This window comes from Enterococcus cecorum, assembly GCF_052119425.1.
Lineage (GTDB): Bacteria > Bacillota > Bacilli > Lactobacillales > Enterococcaceae > Enterococcus_E > Enterococcus_E cecorum_C.
The window spans coordinates 19,865-35,433 of sequence record NZ_JBQKFH010000015.1 but is presented as its reverse complement, the minus strand read 5'-3'; the positions used below and the strand labels follow the sequence as shown (position 1 = coordinate 35,433).

The following is a 15,569-nucleotide window of genomic DNA, read 5'->3' as shown; positions in this document are numbered from 1 at the left end:
TGCCAAGCTTTTCAATGTCAAACAGTATGGTTTAAGCACTCACACTTTGACGTCGTGTTCTAAATTTTAATTTTTGAATCAAAGGGAACAATGCTTCTTTTACCGCACAATATTTGTCTACCATCGTCACAACATATCCTTCTTTATATCTAGGCGGTGCAATGGTTGCTCCCCACATATGCTTAATGATAATATCTTTTTCTAAATCTGATAATTCAGTGATTTTTTCAGCATTTTTTACAGCGATTCTAGGATGCATATAAGCATGCGTTCCCTCATCAAATTTAGTTGTACGCCAATCATAAAAGAATAAATCATGTAACACACCCGCTCTAGCAGTTGCCTTGGCATTCCAACCAAACTTCTTAGTGATCTTATAACTATAATAGGATACGCTAATGGAATGATCTAATCTAGTAGAGTGAAAATGTTGCGTGAATTCAGCTAATTTTTGTACTTCTTCTGTTGCCAATAAATCACCAACATAAGATAAATACTCTAAATCATACTTCCATTTATTTGTCATTCATTCTTGCCACCTTAAATAAAATCTGAGAAAAGTATACCACTAAACAACCTAATTGAAATCGATTTTCAGCGTTCTTAAGATTTTATTTACTTTTTCCGAATCAAGCCATACATCATAATTCCTGCAGCAACACCAACATTCAATGATTCCGCTTGACCATAAATAGGAATATAGACACTTTCATCCGCTAATTTTAAAATTTCTGAACGAACCCCTTGCCCCTCATTTCCCATGATAATCGCCACATTTTCATGATAAGGTAACTCTTGATATTGTTTAGCTTCTTTATTTAATTCAGTAGCGTAAACTTTCACCTGCGCTGCTTTTAATTGCTGAATCACTTGGGACAAATCAGCTTGGATAACTTTTAAATGAAATTGACTCCCTTGCATGCTGCGTAGTGTCTTCGTAGCATATACATCGGCACATCCTTCACCTAATATGACACCATCAAATCCTGCGGCATCGGCTGTTCTGATCATGGTCCCTACATTACCTGGATCTTGCACATAATCAAGCAATAACCACTTTCCTTGATGTATATCTAAGTCAGTTTTGCTCATTTCTACAACGGCAATGATTCCTTGAGGCGTAGGTAAATCAGAGAGTTTGTCGATAATTTCTTCACTCACAAGAATAACCTGTTCGCTTAACGGTTCAAAAAATGCGAGATATTGTTGATAAGCTTTATGGGTGACAAAAATATATTTCATCTTTGCACCATTTTGATAGGCCTCCTCAATCAAATGAAAACCTTCCATAATATATAAATGTTCTTTTTGACGTTCTTTACGACGATGTAATTTAGCCACTTTTTTTATTAATTCATTTTTGGTTGATAAGATTTCCTTCATTGTCCACCTCAAATTATTAAGTTCTGTTCCATATTATACCATAGTTTTCTAGCATTTTTTTGATATAATAGAATTGAAAAAATTAAAGAAGGTGATTCAATGTCACAAGCAGTCGTAAAATATCGGATGAATGTCGCTGGTGTGGTCCAAGGGGTTGGATTTCGCTACATGACCAAAATTTTAGCGGATGAATTAGGAATCAATGGTACCGTCAAAAATGAAATGGACGGATCAGTAACCATTGAAGCCGTTGGTAATTATCAAGATATGTCACTCTTCATTGAAAGAGTCAAAGCTTCTCCAGCACCCTATGGTAGAGTAGATAAATTTCAAATTGAAAAAGATCCAACCATTCCAGATTATACAAAATTTAAAGTGACCTATTGAGGAATTTCTCACTTGTACAATTGAAATTCAAGTCTAAATTTAGTATAGTATTTCTTGTGTAAATTAATTGCAAAGGAAGAAACAAATGAAATTAAAAAAATACCTTTATAGTGCGAGTTTACTTTCACTCATCTTTTTCTTATCTGGTTGTGTGAAAATGGACAAACACGGAAACCCAGATCCTAATGGCTGGATTTATCGCTTTTTAGTTGTCCCATTAGGTAACTGCATCCAATACATGGTTGATAATTGGCATTGGAACTATGGTTGGGCGATTATCTTTATCACTATCATTGTTCGATTGATTATTTTACCTTTAAATATTTATCAATCCCATAAAATGATGGTTCAATCTGAAAAAATGCAATTTTTAAAACCTCAGCTTGATATTATCCAAGCAAAAATGAAAGAAGCAACGACCATTGAGCAACAACAAAAAGCTCAACGTGATATGCAACGAATTTATTCCGAAAATGGCACAAGCATGTTTGGAAGCTTTGGTGCAGGATGTCTGCCAATCTTAATTCAAATGCCTATTTTCGCTGCCCTTTTTGCAACTGCTCGTTATACTCCGGGTATTTCAAGTGCAACATTCTATGGCATCAATCTTGGAAAAACAAGTTTTGCTTTGGTTATTATTACAGGTGCGTTATATCTATTACAAAGTTATTTAAGCATGTTTAATATTCCAGAAGATCAAAAGAAACAGATGCAAATGATGATGTACATGTCACCTATTATGATGATTTTCTTCTCCTTCAGTTCACCTGCTGGGGTCGCACTTTATTGGGCAGTTGGTGGGGTTGTTGCCTGCATCCAAACAGTCATTACCAATATCATTATGCGTCCACGTTTGAAAGCTAAAATTGCTGAAGAAATGAAATTACATCCACCAAAAATTGTCGTTTCGAAAGATTATAGTTTAGATGGCGAAAAGAAAGCTTCAACTAAAGCAGCTAGTACTTATCGCCCACCAGTGAAAAATCAATCACCTAAAGCGAATAAAAATGGTGGTCGCAATGCTGGTAAACAAAATCGCCGTAAATAATCAATATACTGTCAGTAAGAATTTTTACTGGCAGTTTTTTTATATCTATTGTTTTTCTTTCCACCCATCCGTGCTAAAATCATAGCAAAGGAGGCTTTCGATGTTACAATCTTATCTTAATATCCTAGTGATTTTTGTCTTAATGTTTTTAGGTTATTTTTTCTCTTATCGTCAATGGTTTAGCAACGAGACAGCAGATACCTTTTCGAAAATGGTTTTAAACTTAGGACTTCCTTGCAGTATGTTTTTAAATATTACCGCAAACTTTACCAAAGAAGAATTTCTAACCTTAATTTCAGGTACACTTATTCCAATTGTTTCGATGTTTTTCACTTTTTTTATTAGTAAAGCAATCATTCACTTATTCAAGTTACCTAAAAAACATCACGGTACTTTTTCAACCATGTTTACTTGCTCGAATACGATTTTTATTGGCTTGCCGATTAATTTGGCTATCTTTGGTGAAAAAGCTGTTCCCTATGTCTTGCTCTACTACATTGTCAATACGAGTTTTTTCTGGACAATTGGCGTTTTCGAAATTGCCAAGGATAGTGCGATTCGCGATCAAGCCACCCTGTCCTTTCATCCGCTCATTTTCCTAAAAAAACTATTTACTCCTGCTTTACTTGGTTTTATGATTGGGATTTTTTGGGTATTTCTCAATTGGTCAGTTCCTAATAGCCTTCAAACATTGGGCAATCATTTAGGAAATTTAACTACCCCGCTTTCGATGTTAGCAATTGGTATCATGTTGTATTATCAAGGAATTGCTAACTTAAGGCTGACTAAAGAAGCCTTATTGGTCTTGTTTGGACGATTTATTCTTTCACCAATCATTGTTTATGTGTTGGCTCAATTCATACCTGTCCCACATTTAATGATGCTAGTCTTTATGGTGCAATCAAGTATGCCCGTTCAAAACTCAGTCCCTATTTTAGCTAGAAGTTATCATGCAGATGAAATTTTTGCGGCAACCACGATGAGTTTATCCGTTTTTGTCTATTTATTTTTCATTCCTGTTCTCTTGTTTATCATGCAGTATATTTAAGTCAAATTTGCGAAATAAAGTAATTTGGGAATATAATAAAAGAAAAACACTTTGAGGTGAAGAAAATGAAAATTGCACATTTAGGACATTCCACGATTTATTTAGAATTAGTAGATGGCACTAAAATCATCATTGATCCTTATATTGATGCCAATCTACCAGAAATGTGGCAAGCCAATCATTTAAAAGTTGATTATATTATTTTAACGCATGGTCACGCAGATCATGTCGCCGGTGTCTTTGATTTAATCAAGCATCAACAACCGACAATTATTGCAGTCGCGGAAATCGCCAACTTCTTTGCTAATTTAGGGCAGAAAGTACACGGCATGAATATTGGCGGTGGTTTTGATTTTCCGTTTGGTCGTGTCACAATGACGCATGCGCTACATACTTCTAGTTTAGGATACGAAGGACAAGTCCATTATCTTGGTAACCCGGCTGGCATCATCATCGAAGCAGATGGGAAAACTTTCTATCATGCAGGTGATACCGCCGAATTTATGGAAATGGATTTATTAGGGGAAGATTATGAGATTGATTTTGCTTGCTTACCTATAGGCGATAATTACACCATGGGACCAAAACAAGCCGCAAGATGCGCCAAACGTATTCAAGCCAAAACGGTCTTACCGATCCACTACAATACTTTTCCAGTGATTAAACAAGATCCACAAAAATTTATTGATTTATTAACGAATGCTAAAGGAATTGTTTTACCATTTGGCGAAATGTATGAAATATAAGAAAAAATAGGCTAGTTTGCGAGATTGCAAGCTAGCCTATTATCTTTATTTTGTCACTAAGACATCTAATTTTGCTAATTTCTCAATGGATTGTGCTAATTGTTTTAATAAACTCAAACGATTATTGCGAAGTGCTTCATCTTCAGCCATAATCATGGTATCTTCAAAGTACTTCACAATCACTGGTTCGAGTGCTACTAAAGCTTGATAATTTTCTTTCAAATCATCTGAAAGACTTGCCAAGGTTGTTTGCACTTGATTTGCAAATTCACGTTCAACATCACTTTCAAACAATGCTTCATCCACTTCCACAATGGTATCTGCTTTTTTCGCTAAGTTCACTACACGAGTCAAAGCTTCCATCGCTGGTTTAAAGCTTTCTGTTTGACTATGTTCTTGAATCAACTGCGCAGTTAAATATTGAGCAGCTAAATCTTCTTGGGTTGCTTGTAAGGCTGCATCAATAATATCATAGCGAATTTCTGCTAATGATAAGTATTGTTTCATACGTGCCGCAAAGAAATCTAATACTTCAACATCGATATTATTTAAATCAAATCCATATGTTTCAACCATTGGATTTAATAAAGCTTTCACCTCTGATAAAAGACTTGCTAATGGGAAGCTCATTTGATTTTCTAATACAATACGTACAATACCGTAAGCTTGGCGACGCAATGCATATGGATCATTGGAACCACTTGGCACCATACCAGCCGCAAAGAAAGTCACGATAGAATCCAACTTATCGGCAATGGCTAATAAAGCCCCCACTTGAGTTTCAGGAATTTCACCAGTACTTGAAATTGGTAAGTAGTGTTCACGAATCGCTTGGCTGACAGCTTTATTTTCACCTTGTAATAAAGCATATTTTTCACCCATGATTCCTTGTAGTTCAGGGAATTCGCCAACCATATTGGTCACTAAATCAAACTTATAAATTTGACTCGCGCGGGCTAAATCAGCTGTTTGTTGAGCATCTAAACCATATGTTTTCGCTAAAAGTTCACTAATTTTAGTTACACGTTGCATTTTTTCATAGATGCTACCAATCTTTTCATGGAACGCTACATTTTTTAGTTTATTGACACAGAAATCAATGGTTAATTTTTGGTCTTCAGCATAGAAGAATTCCGCGTCTTCTAAACGGGCAGTTAATACTTTTTGATTTCCTTTGATCACATTTTCTAGATGTTCACTATTTCCGTTACGAACGGAGATAAAGTGAGGTAATAATTCGCCAGCTTGATTCATTACATCAAAGTAGCGTTGATGTTCTTTCATTGAAGTAATTAAGACTTCTTTTGGTACAGCTAAATATTTTTCATCAAAATCACCCACAAAAGCTGTTGGGTATTCGACAAGGTTGACTACTTCTTCTAATAATTCAGGATCAAGATTCACTTGATAATTATTTTCTTGAGCGATTTGTGCGATTTGTTCTTCAATCATTGCTTGACGTTGCACTTGATCCGCAATCACAAATTCAGCAGCCAATTTTTCTAGATATTCATCCGCATGATTAAAGGTTGTTTCATGACCTAAGAAACGATGACCACGACTTTTACGACCCGTTTGAACATCTAAAATACTGAAATCAACCACTTCTTCACCAAACAAAGCGACTAACCAATGAATTGGGCGAATATATTCAAAATCATATTTATTCCAATGCATCGTCACTGGGAAAGTCAAACTTTGAATCACTTGTGGTAATTCTTTTAAGACTTCTGTGGTTGGTTTACCTGCAATATGTTTTTCGACATAAACATATTCTACACCTTTTAATTCTTTAAAGGTAATATCGTCCGTTGTTAAGCCTTGTCCACGAACAAAACCTTGTGCTGCTTTGCTCCAGTTTCCTTCATTATCTAAAGCTATTTTCTTCGCAGGTCCTTTTACTTCTTCATGAATATCTGCTTGTTTTTCTGCTAGTCCTTCTACAACTAAAGCCAAACGTCGAGGGGTAGAATAGGCTTTAATTGTTTGAAATTCTAGATGTTGTTCATTTAAAAACTTTTCACACTTTTCTTTTAATTGATTCATACTTGGCAAAACTACATGTGCCGGCATTTCTTCTAAACCAATTTCTAATAAAAAATTCTTAGCCATTCTCTTACTCCTCATCTAAATATTTTTGGGCTTCTTCACGTGATAATAATGGGAAACCTAATTTTTTACGTTCTTCCACAAAACGTTTCGCTACTTCTCTAGCCATATTACGAATACGTGCTAAATAGCCTGCACGTTCAGTTACTGATACCGCACCACGGGCATCTAGTAAGTTGAAATTATGTGAACATTTTAAAATATAATCATAAGCTGGATGTACTAAGTTTTCTTCAATACAGCGTTTGGCTTCAGCTTCAAAATGATTAAAGTTAGAAAGTAATAATTCTTGGTCACTTAGTTCAAAAGAGTATTTAGAATGTTCATATTCAGGATGACGGAAAATTTCACCATATTTTACACCATTGGTCCACTCTAAATCATAAACACTCTCAACTTCTTGAATGTATGAAGCAAGACGTTCCAAACCATAAGTAATTTCAGCAGTTACCGGATGACAAGCTAGGCCCCCTACTTGTTGGAAATATGTAAATTGCGTAATTTCCATACCGTCTAACCAAACTTCCCAACCAAGACCTGCACAGCCCATTGAAGGGTTTTCCCAGTTATCTTCCACAAAACGGATATCATGCGCTAATGGATCAATTCCTAATAGTTTCAAACTTTCAAGATATAGTTCTTGAATATTTTCAGGAGATGGTTTCATAACAACTTGGAATTGATGGTGTTGGTATAAACGGTTAGGGTTTTCTCCATAACGACCATCAGCAGGGCGACGAGATGGTTCAACATATGCCGCATTCCAGGGTTCTGGCCCGATTGCTCTTAAAAATGTATAAGGGCTCATGGTTCCGGCTCCTTTTTCTGTGTCATAGGCTTGCATTAACATACAGCCATTGTCTGACCAGAATTTTTGCAAGGTTAAAATCATTTCTTGTACAGTTAATTTTGACATGCAAATGCTCCTTTACTTTACATTTAGTAGACTATGGGTTTTTGATAAATTCGGATGTTAGACCATCAAGTGAAATCGCCAAACACAGGATTTTCCTGACATTCCGGAAAACCTTAGCTTTCTCGGTATCAATCAACTAAATACTCGGAAAATTCACCCTCCTGCTTAAGAAAATCTCCTTTCATCCGATTTTCTTAGCAGTAGGTAACACATGAATTTTCTCGTATTTGACCAAGTTGATTGATAACCTTTTGCTTGGAGCTAAACGACCCGGCTCACATCCTTGATGCAATCTGTGTTCGGCGACTAGCTACTTCGGCGTATAAGCCACCCCGTCTGGGAAAGTCTTTACTTCTCGGACTTTCCCGACGTGTTGGACAAACTTATCCGCTCGTAGCTGATCGAGTCGCCTCACATCCTTGATGCAAAAAGTCCCCATAGTCACCTTTGTTTTTGGTAACTATAGGGACGAAAAATCTTATTTCGCGGTTCCACCCTACTTCCGAATAGATTCGGCAGCTTCATTTGAATAAATTTATGCTCCCAATCGCCGCAAATAAAAATATATATCTGGCTTGCACCTTCCCAGACTCGCTATCATAGGGATTTTTATTCTTTAATTGTTCATCGCATGTATTAAATTTATCTACAGTTTACTCGTTTTTCTTTTAGTTTGTCAATAGTTTTCGAAAATTTACTGCATGGTTTCTTGCTTCACCTTATGATCGACAATATGACGTTTGGCTAATTCTTTTTGGACATCTTGGAGGGAAATTTTTTGATTAATCATTAAAACTAATAAATGATAAGTTAAATCGGCTAATTCAAAAGTAGTTTCCGCTTTGTCTTCTTTCATCGCCCCAATGATGACTTCTGTACTCTCCTCACCCACTTTTTTCAAGATTTTTTCTAAGCCTTTTTCGAATAAATAGGAAGTATAGCTCCCTTCTTTCGGTTCTGTTTGGCGTGTGGCAATTAATTTGGCTAGTTCATCCAAACTAAATTCCACTGCTTCATCTTTACAATAGAGATAATCGTTAAAACAACTGTCGGTATTTAAATGACAAGCAGGACCTTCTTTACTGACTATTGCAACGAGACTATCGCGATCACAATCGGCCTTTAAATTTACAAGGTGTTGATAATTCCCACTAGTTTCGCCTTTTTTCCAAAGTTCTTGACGACTACGGGAATAATACGTCATCAAACCTGTTTTTAATGTAAGTGCAAGGCTTTCTTGATTCATATAAGCAACGGTTAAGACTTTTTTACTATCTACGTCTTGAACTACAACTGGGATTAATCCTTTTTCATCAAATTTTAAATCTGCAATTTCTAACAATGGTTACACCTCTCTCACTGGAATTTGTGCTTGTTGTAAGGCCTGCTTAAGATCAGGAATTTTAACTTCACCATAATGGAAAATCGAAGCGGCTAATCCAGCTTCAATCTTAGGCAATTGGAAAAGTTCAACAAAATCTGCTACTTTTCCAGCCCCACCTGAAGCCACAATCGGTACATCCACTAAGTCGCTAATCGCTTTTAGCAGTGGTATATCAAAACCTTGCTTGACACCATCTGTATCCATACTATTGACGACAATCTCTCCGCAACCTAATTGCACACCTTGCTCAATCCAAGCTAAAGCGTCTAAGCCAGTATCTTCTCTACCACCTTTTGCAAATACATGCCACTGATTAGCTACTTTTTTGATATCAACAGACAGTACCACACATTGACTGCCATATTTTTTAGCAGCCTTACGAATAAGCTGAGGATTTTTTAAAGCTCCTGAATTCACACTTACTTTATCAGCACCACAACGTAACACCCGCTCAAAATCATCTAAGCTATTTATCCCACCACCGACCGTTAATGGAATAAAAACATTTTCAGCGACTTTTTCCAGGATATCCGTAAATAATTCTCTTTCTTCACTAGAGGCAGTGATATCATAAAAGACTAGTTCATCGGCACCTTGCTCATTGTAAAATTTGGCAAGTGTCACGGGATCATTCACATCCTTTAAAGAAGCAAACTGAATACCTTTCACGACACGACCATGTTTGACATCCAAACATGGAATGATACGTTTTGAAATCATGCCTCAGCCTCCTTTAAAATATCGCTTAATTTCAACGATTGATCATAGAGTGCTTTACCGACAATCACCCCATGCATGCCAATTTCTTTTAAAGCTTTGATATCTTCCATACTAGCTACTCCGCCTGATGCTACAAACTCTATACCAGGAATTGTTAATAATTTTTGATACAGAGGAATATTTAATCCTTGACCAGTTCCATCGCGTGATATTTCGGTAAAAATAATGGTTTTTGCCTGCCAATCTGCTAACTGCTGACAAAATTCAAAGGCATCCGTTTCAGTCGTTTCAAGCCAGCCTTCAACAGCCACTTTGCCCTCTTTTGCATCGACACCAATGGCAATTTTCTCTTGATACTTTGCTAACATTTTTTTGGTGAAGGCTGGATCTTTTTGGGCGATTGTGCCTAAAATGACCCGTTTGACACCTGCAGCAAGGCAATCTTCTATTGTCTTTTCATCGCGAATCCCACCACCTAGTTCTACAAAAAGATTCGTATTAGCTGCTATTTTTTGAGCAACATTAAAATGTCTGGATTGCCCATCCTTTGCCCCATCTAAATCAACTAAGTGTAAGTATTTGGCTCCTTGCTTTTCAAAATCTTGCGCAAACTTCAATGGGTCCTCACCAAAAATCGTTTGTTGCTCATAATCTCCTTGATATAAACGCACCACTTTTTCATTCAATACATCAATTGCTGGATATACTTTCATGCCTTCACCTCCGCAAATGCTTTTAAAATCGCCAAACCGACATCTCCACTTTTTTCTGGATGGAATTGGGCACCGTAAATATTTTTATTTTGTACCATACCCGTCACTTCAATCCCATATTCACTCGTTGCCAAAATATATTCTTTAGGACAATCTGCATAAAAACTATGCACATAATACACTTGATCTTTCGGTTTCAAATCGACCGTTAATGGACTGTTTTTTTGAATATCAAGTGCATTCCAACCAATATGCGGCACTTTCAAATCAATATTTTGTTCATTTAGAGCATCTTTTAAGGAGACGACTTTACCTGGAATAAGCCCTAAACCTGGATATACCCCGAATTCATGACTTTCTTCAAATAATAGCTGCATCCCTAAACAAATTCCTAAAAGAGGCATCCCTTGTTGCGCTAATTCACAAACAACACTGGATAAGGCTACTTCATCTAATTGCTTCTTCGCATCAGCAAAAGCACCGACACCAGGTAATATTATTTGCTGACAAGCACTTAACTGATTCGCATCTTTCGTAATCAGACTTTTAACCCCTATGTAATCTAGCGAACGTTGAATACTAAAAAGATTGCCCACACCATAATCAATAATGCCAATCAAATTGTAGCCCCCTTTTTATAAAATCGTTCCTTTAGTGGATGGAATTTCATCTGCTGTTTCAGGATTGATTGCTACTGCTTGTGATAACGCACGTCCAAATCCTTTGTAACAAGCTTCAACAATATGGTGACTATTTTTGCCTGCCAATTGATGAAAATGAATACTTGCGCCGAGCTCTCTAGCAAACGCAATGAAAAATTCTTCCACAAGTTCCGTATCAAATTGACTACCGATTTTTTCACTGGGGATATCCAAATTGACAACAGCTACTCCTCTGCCACTAATATCAATAGCACAAATGACCAAAGCTTCATCCATTGGTAAGTCCATCTGGCCATAACGAAATATTCCTTTACGATCAGCCAAACATTCTGAAAAAGCCCGTCCTAAACAAATCGCCACATCTTCTACTGTGTGATGACTATCTACCTCTACATCCCCATCGCAAGTTAATTCCAAATCAAATCTGCCATGACGGGTAAATAATTCTAACATATGATCTAAAAAGCCTACTTTGGTCGCAATTTGATGTTGACCCGTACCATCTAGATTCAATACCAAATGAATTTTTGTTTCGGACGTATAACGTGTAATCTCAGCTGTTCTCATTTAGTTCACCCTTTCTAAAATATCGATAGTTACATGTAAAAACTTGGTCATCTCTTCATCGGTACCAATCGAAACCCGACAAAAATCGCGAATACGTTCCTGATCAAACCATCGAATCAAAATATTTTTTTCCTTTAATTGTTGATAATAATCTTGTCCTGCTAGCTTTGGATGACGCACAAAGATAAAATTCGTATGACTTGGCAACACTTCAAATCCTAAATCTGTTAATTGTTGAGAAATCCAAGTTCTAGTCGCAATCACTTTTTGAACACATTCATCGACATACGCTTGATTGGCTAAACTGGCCTTTCCACAAGCAATCGTCATGCTGTTGACATTGTATGGATTAGTACTAAATTTTAAGCGATTGAGTTCATTGATTCGTTGTGCATTGGCCACCGCAAACCCCAAACGTGCCCCAGCCATATGTCGTGATTTTGAAAATGTGCCCACAACTACGACATTTTCATACTTGACCGCTTCTTTAATAATCGATTCATTGGCAAAGTCTCCATAAGCCTCATCTACAATAATTAAACGCTCAGGATTCTTTTGAATAAAATCTAATAAGTCTTCTTTAGGGGTGACTAAACCAGTTGGTGCATTTGGATTTGCCAATATGATGGTTCCTTTTGTTTGATTAAAATCAGCTAAATTCAAAGTAAAATCTTTTTGCAAAGGAATCGTTTCACCCTTACATTGATAATATTGACGATAAACTTCATAAAAGCCATAAGTTAAATCCACAAAATTGATGCCTTCTTCAGTAAACCCCTGGAACAATAAAGAAAGGACTTCATCACTTCCATTGCCGACAAAAACTTCTTCGGGTTTCACACCAAAATGAGCAGCTAAGGGTTCAATAACTTCACGAGCTGTGGGATCACTATAACGAGAAAGAGTCGCCGCCGCTGTGGTTGCCGCCTCAATTACATTTGCTGGTGTAGGATAAGGATTTTCATTGGTGTTTAACTTGATGACCTCAGGATTGTTTAATTGCTCTCCTGGCGTATAAGGCTTAATATGTTGATATTTTGAATGTAAAAAACGCATCTTATTCCTCCCTTACTTTAGCCGAATTCGCATGGCCGTGTAATCCTTCTGCTTGGGCAAAAATTTGCACTTGTTGATTCAATTCAGCAAAATGCTCTTTAGAAAAATACAGATAACTACTGCGTTTAACAAAATCATCGACACTTAATGCAGAGTAAAAACGAGCGGTCCCTTCTGTAGGCAAAGTATGATTTGGTCCAGCTAAATAATCTCCTAAAACTTCTGGCGTATAATGTCCTAAAAAGATACTTCCTGCATTTTGGATGAATCCTAGATAATCAAACGGTTGATCCACTGCAATTTCTAGATGTTCCGGTGCGATTTTATTGGCAATTTGACAAGCCTCTTGTAAATCTTGAGCTAGGATTAATTTGCCATTATTTTCTAATGATTTTTGCGCAATTTCTTTTCTTGGTAGTTTTTCTAATTGTTGGATCACTTCTTGTTTGACCTGCTCAAGTAATTTTTCATCATCCGTTATCAACACGGCTTGCGCTAAAGCATCATGCTCAGCCTGGGCTAATAAATCAGCGGCTAGCCATTTAGGATTGGCGCTTTGATCAGCAATAATCAAGACATCACTAGGACCGGCAATCATATCGATATCTACTTGGCCGTATACTAAACGTTTAGCTGTTGCCACATAAATATTTCCAGGACCAACAATTTTGTCTACCCGTGGAATAGTCTGCGTTCCGTAAGCTAATGCCGCTACCCCGTGAGCACCACCCACTTTAAAAATTTGATTGACACCTGCTATATCAGCCGCAACTAAGACTGCTGGATTCACCTTGCCCTCTTTATTCGGTGGCGTAATTAAGACAATTTCTTTTACACCAGCCACTTTTGCCGGTGCCACATCCATTAAAACGGTACTTGGATAACTAGCAGTCCCCCCTGGAACATAAACACCGACTTTAGCTAGGGGTAAAATACGTTGTCCCATGACTTCTCCATTATTGGTGGAAACAAAGCCTTCACGTTTTTGCTTTTGATGGAAATCTAAAATACGTTGCCACGCTAGCTTCATGACAGACAATAATTCATCAGAAACCTCTTGATAAGCTGTGGATAACTCTTCTTGACTTACTTTTAATTGCTTTAAATGGGCTTGATCAAATTTAGCTGTATATTCAAAAAGCGCCTCATCTTTTCTAGATTGCACATTTTGAATAATCTCAAGTACACTTTGCGTGACGTCTAAACTTTCGCCGTATTTTCGTGATAAAATTTGTGATAAATCATTTTTATTTGTTGCATATTCTTTCATCATAGTTGTTGTGCCACCTTTTTTATTATTTCATTCATTTGTGCCTGTTTGAAACGATAAGCTGCTTGATTGGCAACGAGTCTAGCTGATGAGTGAGCAATGACCTTCAATACTTCTAAATGATTTTCCTTTAAGGTACGCCCTGTCTCAACAATATCCACGATGACATCGCTTAAACCAAGTAATGGTGCAACTTCAATTGACCCGTGCAAGGCAATTAGTTCTACAGCCTGCCCAATTGAAGCAAAGTAATCGCGTGTTTGATTCGCATACTTAGTAGCAACTTTTAATGGTCGATTAAAATCTTGTTGAAAATCTTTAAAACCAGCGATTGCTAACACACATTTCCCAAAATTTAAATCTAGTAGCTCTAGTACATCCGGTTGACTTTCCAGCAATACATCTTTGCCTACAACCCCGATATCAGCCACACCATGCTCCACATAAATGGCCACATCACTAGGTTTCACTAAATAAAATTGTAATTTGTGTTCTTCATCCGTAAAAATTAATTGACGATTATCTTTCAATGTATCTTTTGCACATAAATCTGATTTTTCAAATATTTCAATCACTTTTTGAGCCATTCGTCCTTTGGGCAGTGCTATTTTAAGATATTCATTTTCAATTGGTAAACTTGCTGTCTGGCGTTCAGATAAAAAGGCTTCATCTAAATAAATAGCAAATCCCATGCCCGATTGATTCATATCTTGGCTTTTTAATAATTGGTCATATCGTCCTCCTAAAAGAACTGGTTTGGCAACATCTTTTAAATATCCCGTAAACATCAATCCACTATAATAGGTTTCTAAACTTGCGATAGATAAATCAACATAACAATTATTTGAATCAAAATTAGATAAGTATTCCTGTAATTTCACCAATGCTTTTTGACTAGCAGAGGTTTGAAAAAGTTGATACATTTTGTCAAAGTCAGCAGTTGTTGCGAATAGTAAGTCTTTTAATAATTGCCAACGTTGCTCCGATAATTTTTCTACACATCGATAGCTTTCAAGTTCATGTACTGATTTTTGGTTGATTGCTTGAATGACTGCAGTTCTCTTTTCTTCAGCAAACCATGAAAGTAACTCATCGACCAATGCTTGATGAGATAAATGTAGCCGGTTGGTCCCTAAAATATTTAAACTTTCCAAAGCTAATTTGAGAATTTCTCGTTCATCATTGTGCGTTAAACGACCTATATGTTCGATACCTAATTGATGAATACGCAAATATTCTTCATTATGAAAATCATGGCGATAAACATCTTCATCGTAAAACACTTTTTTCTCTTCGGTATTTCCAGTATTCTTAATGATAGAAAGAGTGATATCTGGTTTTAATGCCATTACTTGTCCTTTAGCCCCTACAAAGGTAATCACCGATTGAGGGGTTGCAAACTCACGACTTTTAGCATATAAATCATAACTTTCAAAGGCACTCAAACGATAATTCTGGAAATGATGTCGACTAAAAAGCGCCTTTAATTGAATCGATTTTTGTTCTTCCATTGATAAAAAACCAAAGTAATCTTCCATCTTTTCACTCCTATCTTTCATT

At 36.7% G+C, this 15,569-nt stretch carries 16 protein-coding genes; 4 read left to right on the top strand and 12 right to left on the bottom strand.

Annotation, left to right across the window (positions count from 1 at the left end; genetic code table 11):
• Positions 1–31: 31 nt before the first annotated feature.
• Both ACTQZM_RS05490 and ACTQZM_RS05485 read right to left on the bottom strand, forming a co-directional pair.
• The gene (locus tag ACTQZM_RS05490) at positions 32–526 is read right to left on the bottom strand and encodes a hydrolase (RefSeq protein WP_113784320.1); all 495 of its coding nucleotides are present in this window, start codon (positions 524–526) and stop codon (positions 32–34) included.
• A gap of 89 nt (positions 527–615) precedes the next feature.
• On the bottom strand, positions 616–1,383 hold the full coding sequence (locus ACTQZM_RS05485) for a TrmH family RNA methyltransferase (protein ID WP_441653132.1): 768 nt from the start codon (positions 1,381–1,383) through the stop codon (positions 616–618).
• Between the two features lie 99 nt (positions 1,384–1,482).
• Here ACTQZM_RS05485 and ACTQZM_RS05480 point away from each other — a divergent pair, with 99 nt between their 5' ends.
• From ACTQZM_RS05480 to ACTQZM_RS05465, 4 genes are all read left to right on the top strand, one after another.
• Positions 1,483–1,770: an acylphosphatase gene (locus ACTQZM_RS05480; RefSeq protein ID WP_243180332.1), complete on the top strand. Its 288-nt coding sequence runs from the start codon at positions 1,483–1,485 to the stop codon at positions 1,768–1,770.
• Positions 1,771–1,855: 85 nt separating this feature from the next.
• On the top strand, positions 1,856–2,818 hold the full coding sequence (gene yidC, locus ACTQZM_RS05475; RefSeq protein WP_441653131.1) for a membrane protein insertase YidC: 963 nt from the start codon (positions 1,856–1,858) through the stop codon (positions 2,816–2,818).
• A 100-nt stretch (positions 2,819–2,918) separates the two neighbouring features.
• Entirely contained in the window at positions 2,919–3,866 is a 948-nt protein-coding gene (locus ACTQZM_RS05470) for an AEC family transporter (RefSeq protein WP_441653130.1), read from the top strand.
• 65 nt (positions 3,867–3,931) lie between these two features.
• Positions 3,932–4,612 (top strand): metal-dependent hydrolase, encoded by a 681-nt coding sequence (locus ACTQZM_RS05465; RefSeq protein ID WP_441653129.1) that lies wholly within the window; start codon positions 3,932–3,934, stop codon positions 4,610–4,612.
• Between the two features lie 45 nt (positions 4,613–4,657).
• On the opposite strand, the gene glyS is transcribed toward ACTQZM_RS05465, so the two are convergent.
• The 10 genes from glyS to hisG form a co-directional block, all read right to left on the bottom strand.
• Positions 4,658–6,724, bottom strand: a complete 2,067-nt coding sequence (glyS, locus tag ACTQZM_RS05460; RefSeq protein ID WP_441653128.1) for a glycine--tRNA ligase subunit beta — start codon at positions 6,722–6,724, stop codon at positions 4,658–4,660.
• A gap of 4 nt (positions 6,725–6,728) precedes the next feature.
• Entirely contained in the window at positions 6,729–7,637 is a 909-nt protein-coding gene (gene glyQ / locus ACTQZM_RS05455; protein ID WP_016251894.1) for a glycine--tRNA ligase subunit alpha, read from the bottom strand.
• A 694-nt stretch (positions 7,638–8,331) separates the two neighbouring features.
• Positions 8,332–8,970: a bifunctional phosphoribosyl-AMP cyclohydrolase/phosphoribosyl-ATP diphosphatase HisIE gene (hisIE, locus tag ACTQZM_RS05450; protein ID WP_441590067.1), complete on the bottom strand. Its 639-nt coding sequence runs from the start codon at positions 8,968–8,970 to the stop codon at positions 8,332–8,334.
• A gap of 12 nt (positions 8,971–8,982) precedes the next feature.
• Positions 8,983–9,741, bottom strand: coding sequence for an imidazole glycerol phosphate synthase subunit HisF (gene hisF, locus ACTQZM_RS05445; RefSeq protein WP_441653127.1), 759 nt, complete (start codon positions 9,739–9,741; stop codon positions 8,983–8,985).
• Positions 9,738–10,454: a 1-(5-phosphoribosyl)-5-[(5-phosphoribosylamino)methylideneamino]imidazole-4-carboxamide isomerase gene (gene hisA / locus ACTQZM_RS05440; protein WP_441653126.1), complete on the bottom strand. Its 717-nt coding sequence runs from the start codon at positions 10,452–10,454 to the stop codon at positions 9,738–9,740. Before hisA ends, hisF begins: the two co-directional genes overlap by 4 nt.
• Positions 10,451–11,074: an imidazole glycerol phosphate synthase subunit HisH gene (hisH, locus tag ACTQZM_RS05435; RefSeq protein WP_441653125.1), complete on the bottom strand. Its 624-nt coding sequence runs from the start codon at positions 11,072–11,074 to the stop codon at positions 10,451–10,453. Before hisH ends, hisA begins: the two co-directional genes overlap by 4 nt.
• 15 nt (positions 11,075–11,089) lie before the next feature.
• Positions 11,090–11,683: an imidazoleglycerol-phosphate dehydratase HisB gene (gene hisB, locus ACTQZM_RS05430; RefSeq protein WP_441653124.1), complete on the bottom strand. Its 594-nt coding sequence runs from the start codon at positions 11,681–11,683 to the stop codon at positions 11,090–11,092.
• Positions 11,684–12,739, bottom strand: coding sequence for a histidinol-phosphate transaminase (gene hisC / locus ACTQZM_RS05425; RefSeq protein ID WP_441653123.1), 1,056 nt, complete (start codon positions 12,737–12,739; stop codon positions 11,684–11,686).
• Position 12,740: 1 nt separating this feature from the next.
• Positions 12,741–14,009, bottom strand: coding sequence for a histidinol dehydrogenase (gene hisD, locus ACTQZM_RS05420; protein ID WP_441653140.1), 1,269 nt, complete (start codon positions 14,007–14,009; stop codon positions 12,741–12,743).
• Positions 14,009–15,547 carry an ATP phosphoribosyltransferase gene (hisG, locus tag ACTQZM_RS05415; RefSeq protein WP_441653122.1) on the bottom strand — a complete coding sequence of 513 codons (1,539 nt, stop codon included), beginning with the start codon at positions 15,545–15,547 and terminating at the stop codon, positions 14,009–14,011. Before hisG ends, hisD begins: the two co-directional genes overlap by 1 nt.
• Positions 15,548–15,569: the final 22 nt, after the last annotated feature.

Coding starts and splice junctions, on each gene's coding strand:
- ACTQZM_RS05490 (WP_113784320.1), bottom strand. CDS start 526: ATGACAAATAAATGGAAGTATGATTTAGAGTATTTATCTTATGTTGGT.
- ACTQZM_RS05485 (WP_441653132.1), bottom strand. CDS start 1,383: ATGAAGGAAATCTTATCAACCAAAAATGAATTAATAAAAAAAGTGGCT.
- ACTQZM_RS05480 (WP_243180332.1), top strand. CDS start 1,483: ATGTCACAAGCAGTCGTAAAATATCGGATGAATGTCGCTGGTGTGGTC.
- yidC (WP_441653131.1), top strand. CDS start 1,856: ATGAAATTAAAAAAATACCTTTATAGTGCGAGTTTACTTTCACTCATC.
- ACTQZM_RS05470 (WP_441653130.1), top strand. CDS start 2,919: ATGTTACAATCTTATCTTAATATCCTAGTGATTTTTGTCTTAATGTTT.
- ACTQZM_RS05465 (WP_441653129.1), top strand. CDS start 3,932: ATGAAAATTGCACATTTAGGACATTCCACGATTTATTTAGAATTAGTA.
- glyS (WP_441653128.1), bottom strand. CDS start 6,724: ATGGCTAAGAATTTTTTATTAGAAATTGGTTTAGAAGAAATGCCGGCA.
- glyQ (WP_016251894.1), bottom strand. CDS start 7,637: ATGTCAAAATTAACTGTACAAGAAATGATTTTAACCTTGCAAAAATTC.
- hisF (WP_441653127.1), bottom strand. CDS start 9,741: ATGATTTCAAAACGTATCATTCCATGTTTGGATGTCAAACATGGTCGT.
- hisA (WP_441653126.1), bottom strand. CDS start 10,454: ATGAAAGTATATCCAGCAATTGATGTATTGAATGAAAAAGTGGTGCGT.
- hisB (WP_441653124.1), bottom strand. CDS start 11,683: ATGAGAACAGCTGAGATTACACGTTATACGTCCGAAACAAAAATTCAT.
- hisC (WP_441653123.1), bottom strand. CDS start 12,739: ATGCGTTTTTTACATTCAAAATATCAACATATTAAGCCTTATACGCCA.
- hisD (WP_441653140.1), bottom strand. CDS start 14,009: ATGAAAGAATATGCAACAAATAAAAATGATTTATCACAAATTTTATCA.
- hisG (WP_441653122.1), bottom strand. CDS start 15,547: ATGGAAGATTACTTTGGTTTTTTATCAATGGAAGAACAAAAATCGATT.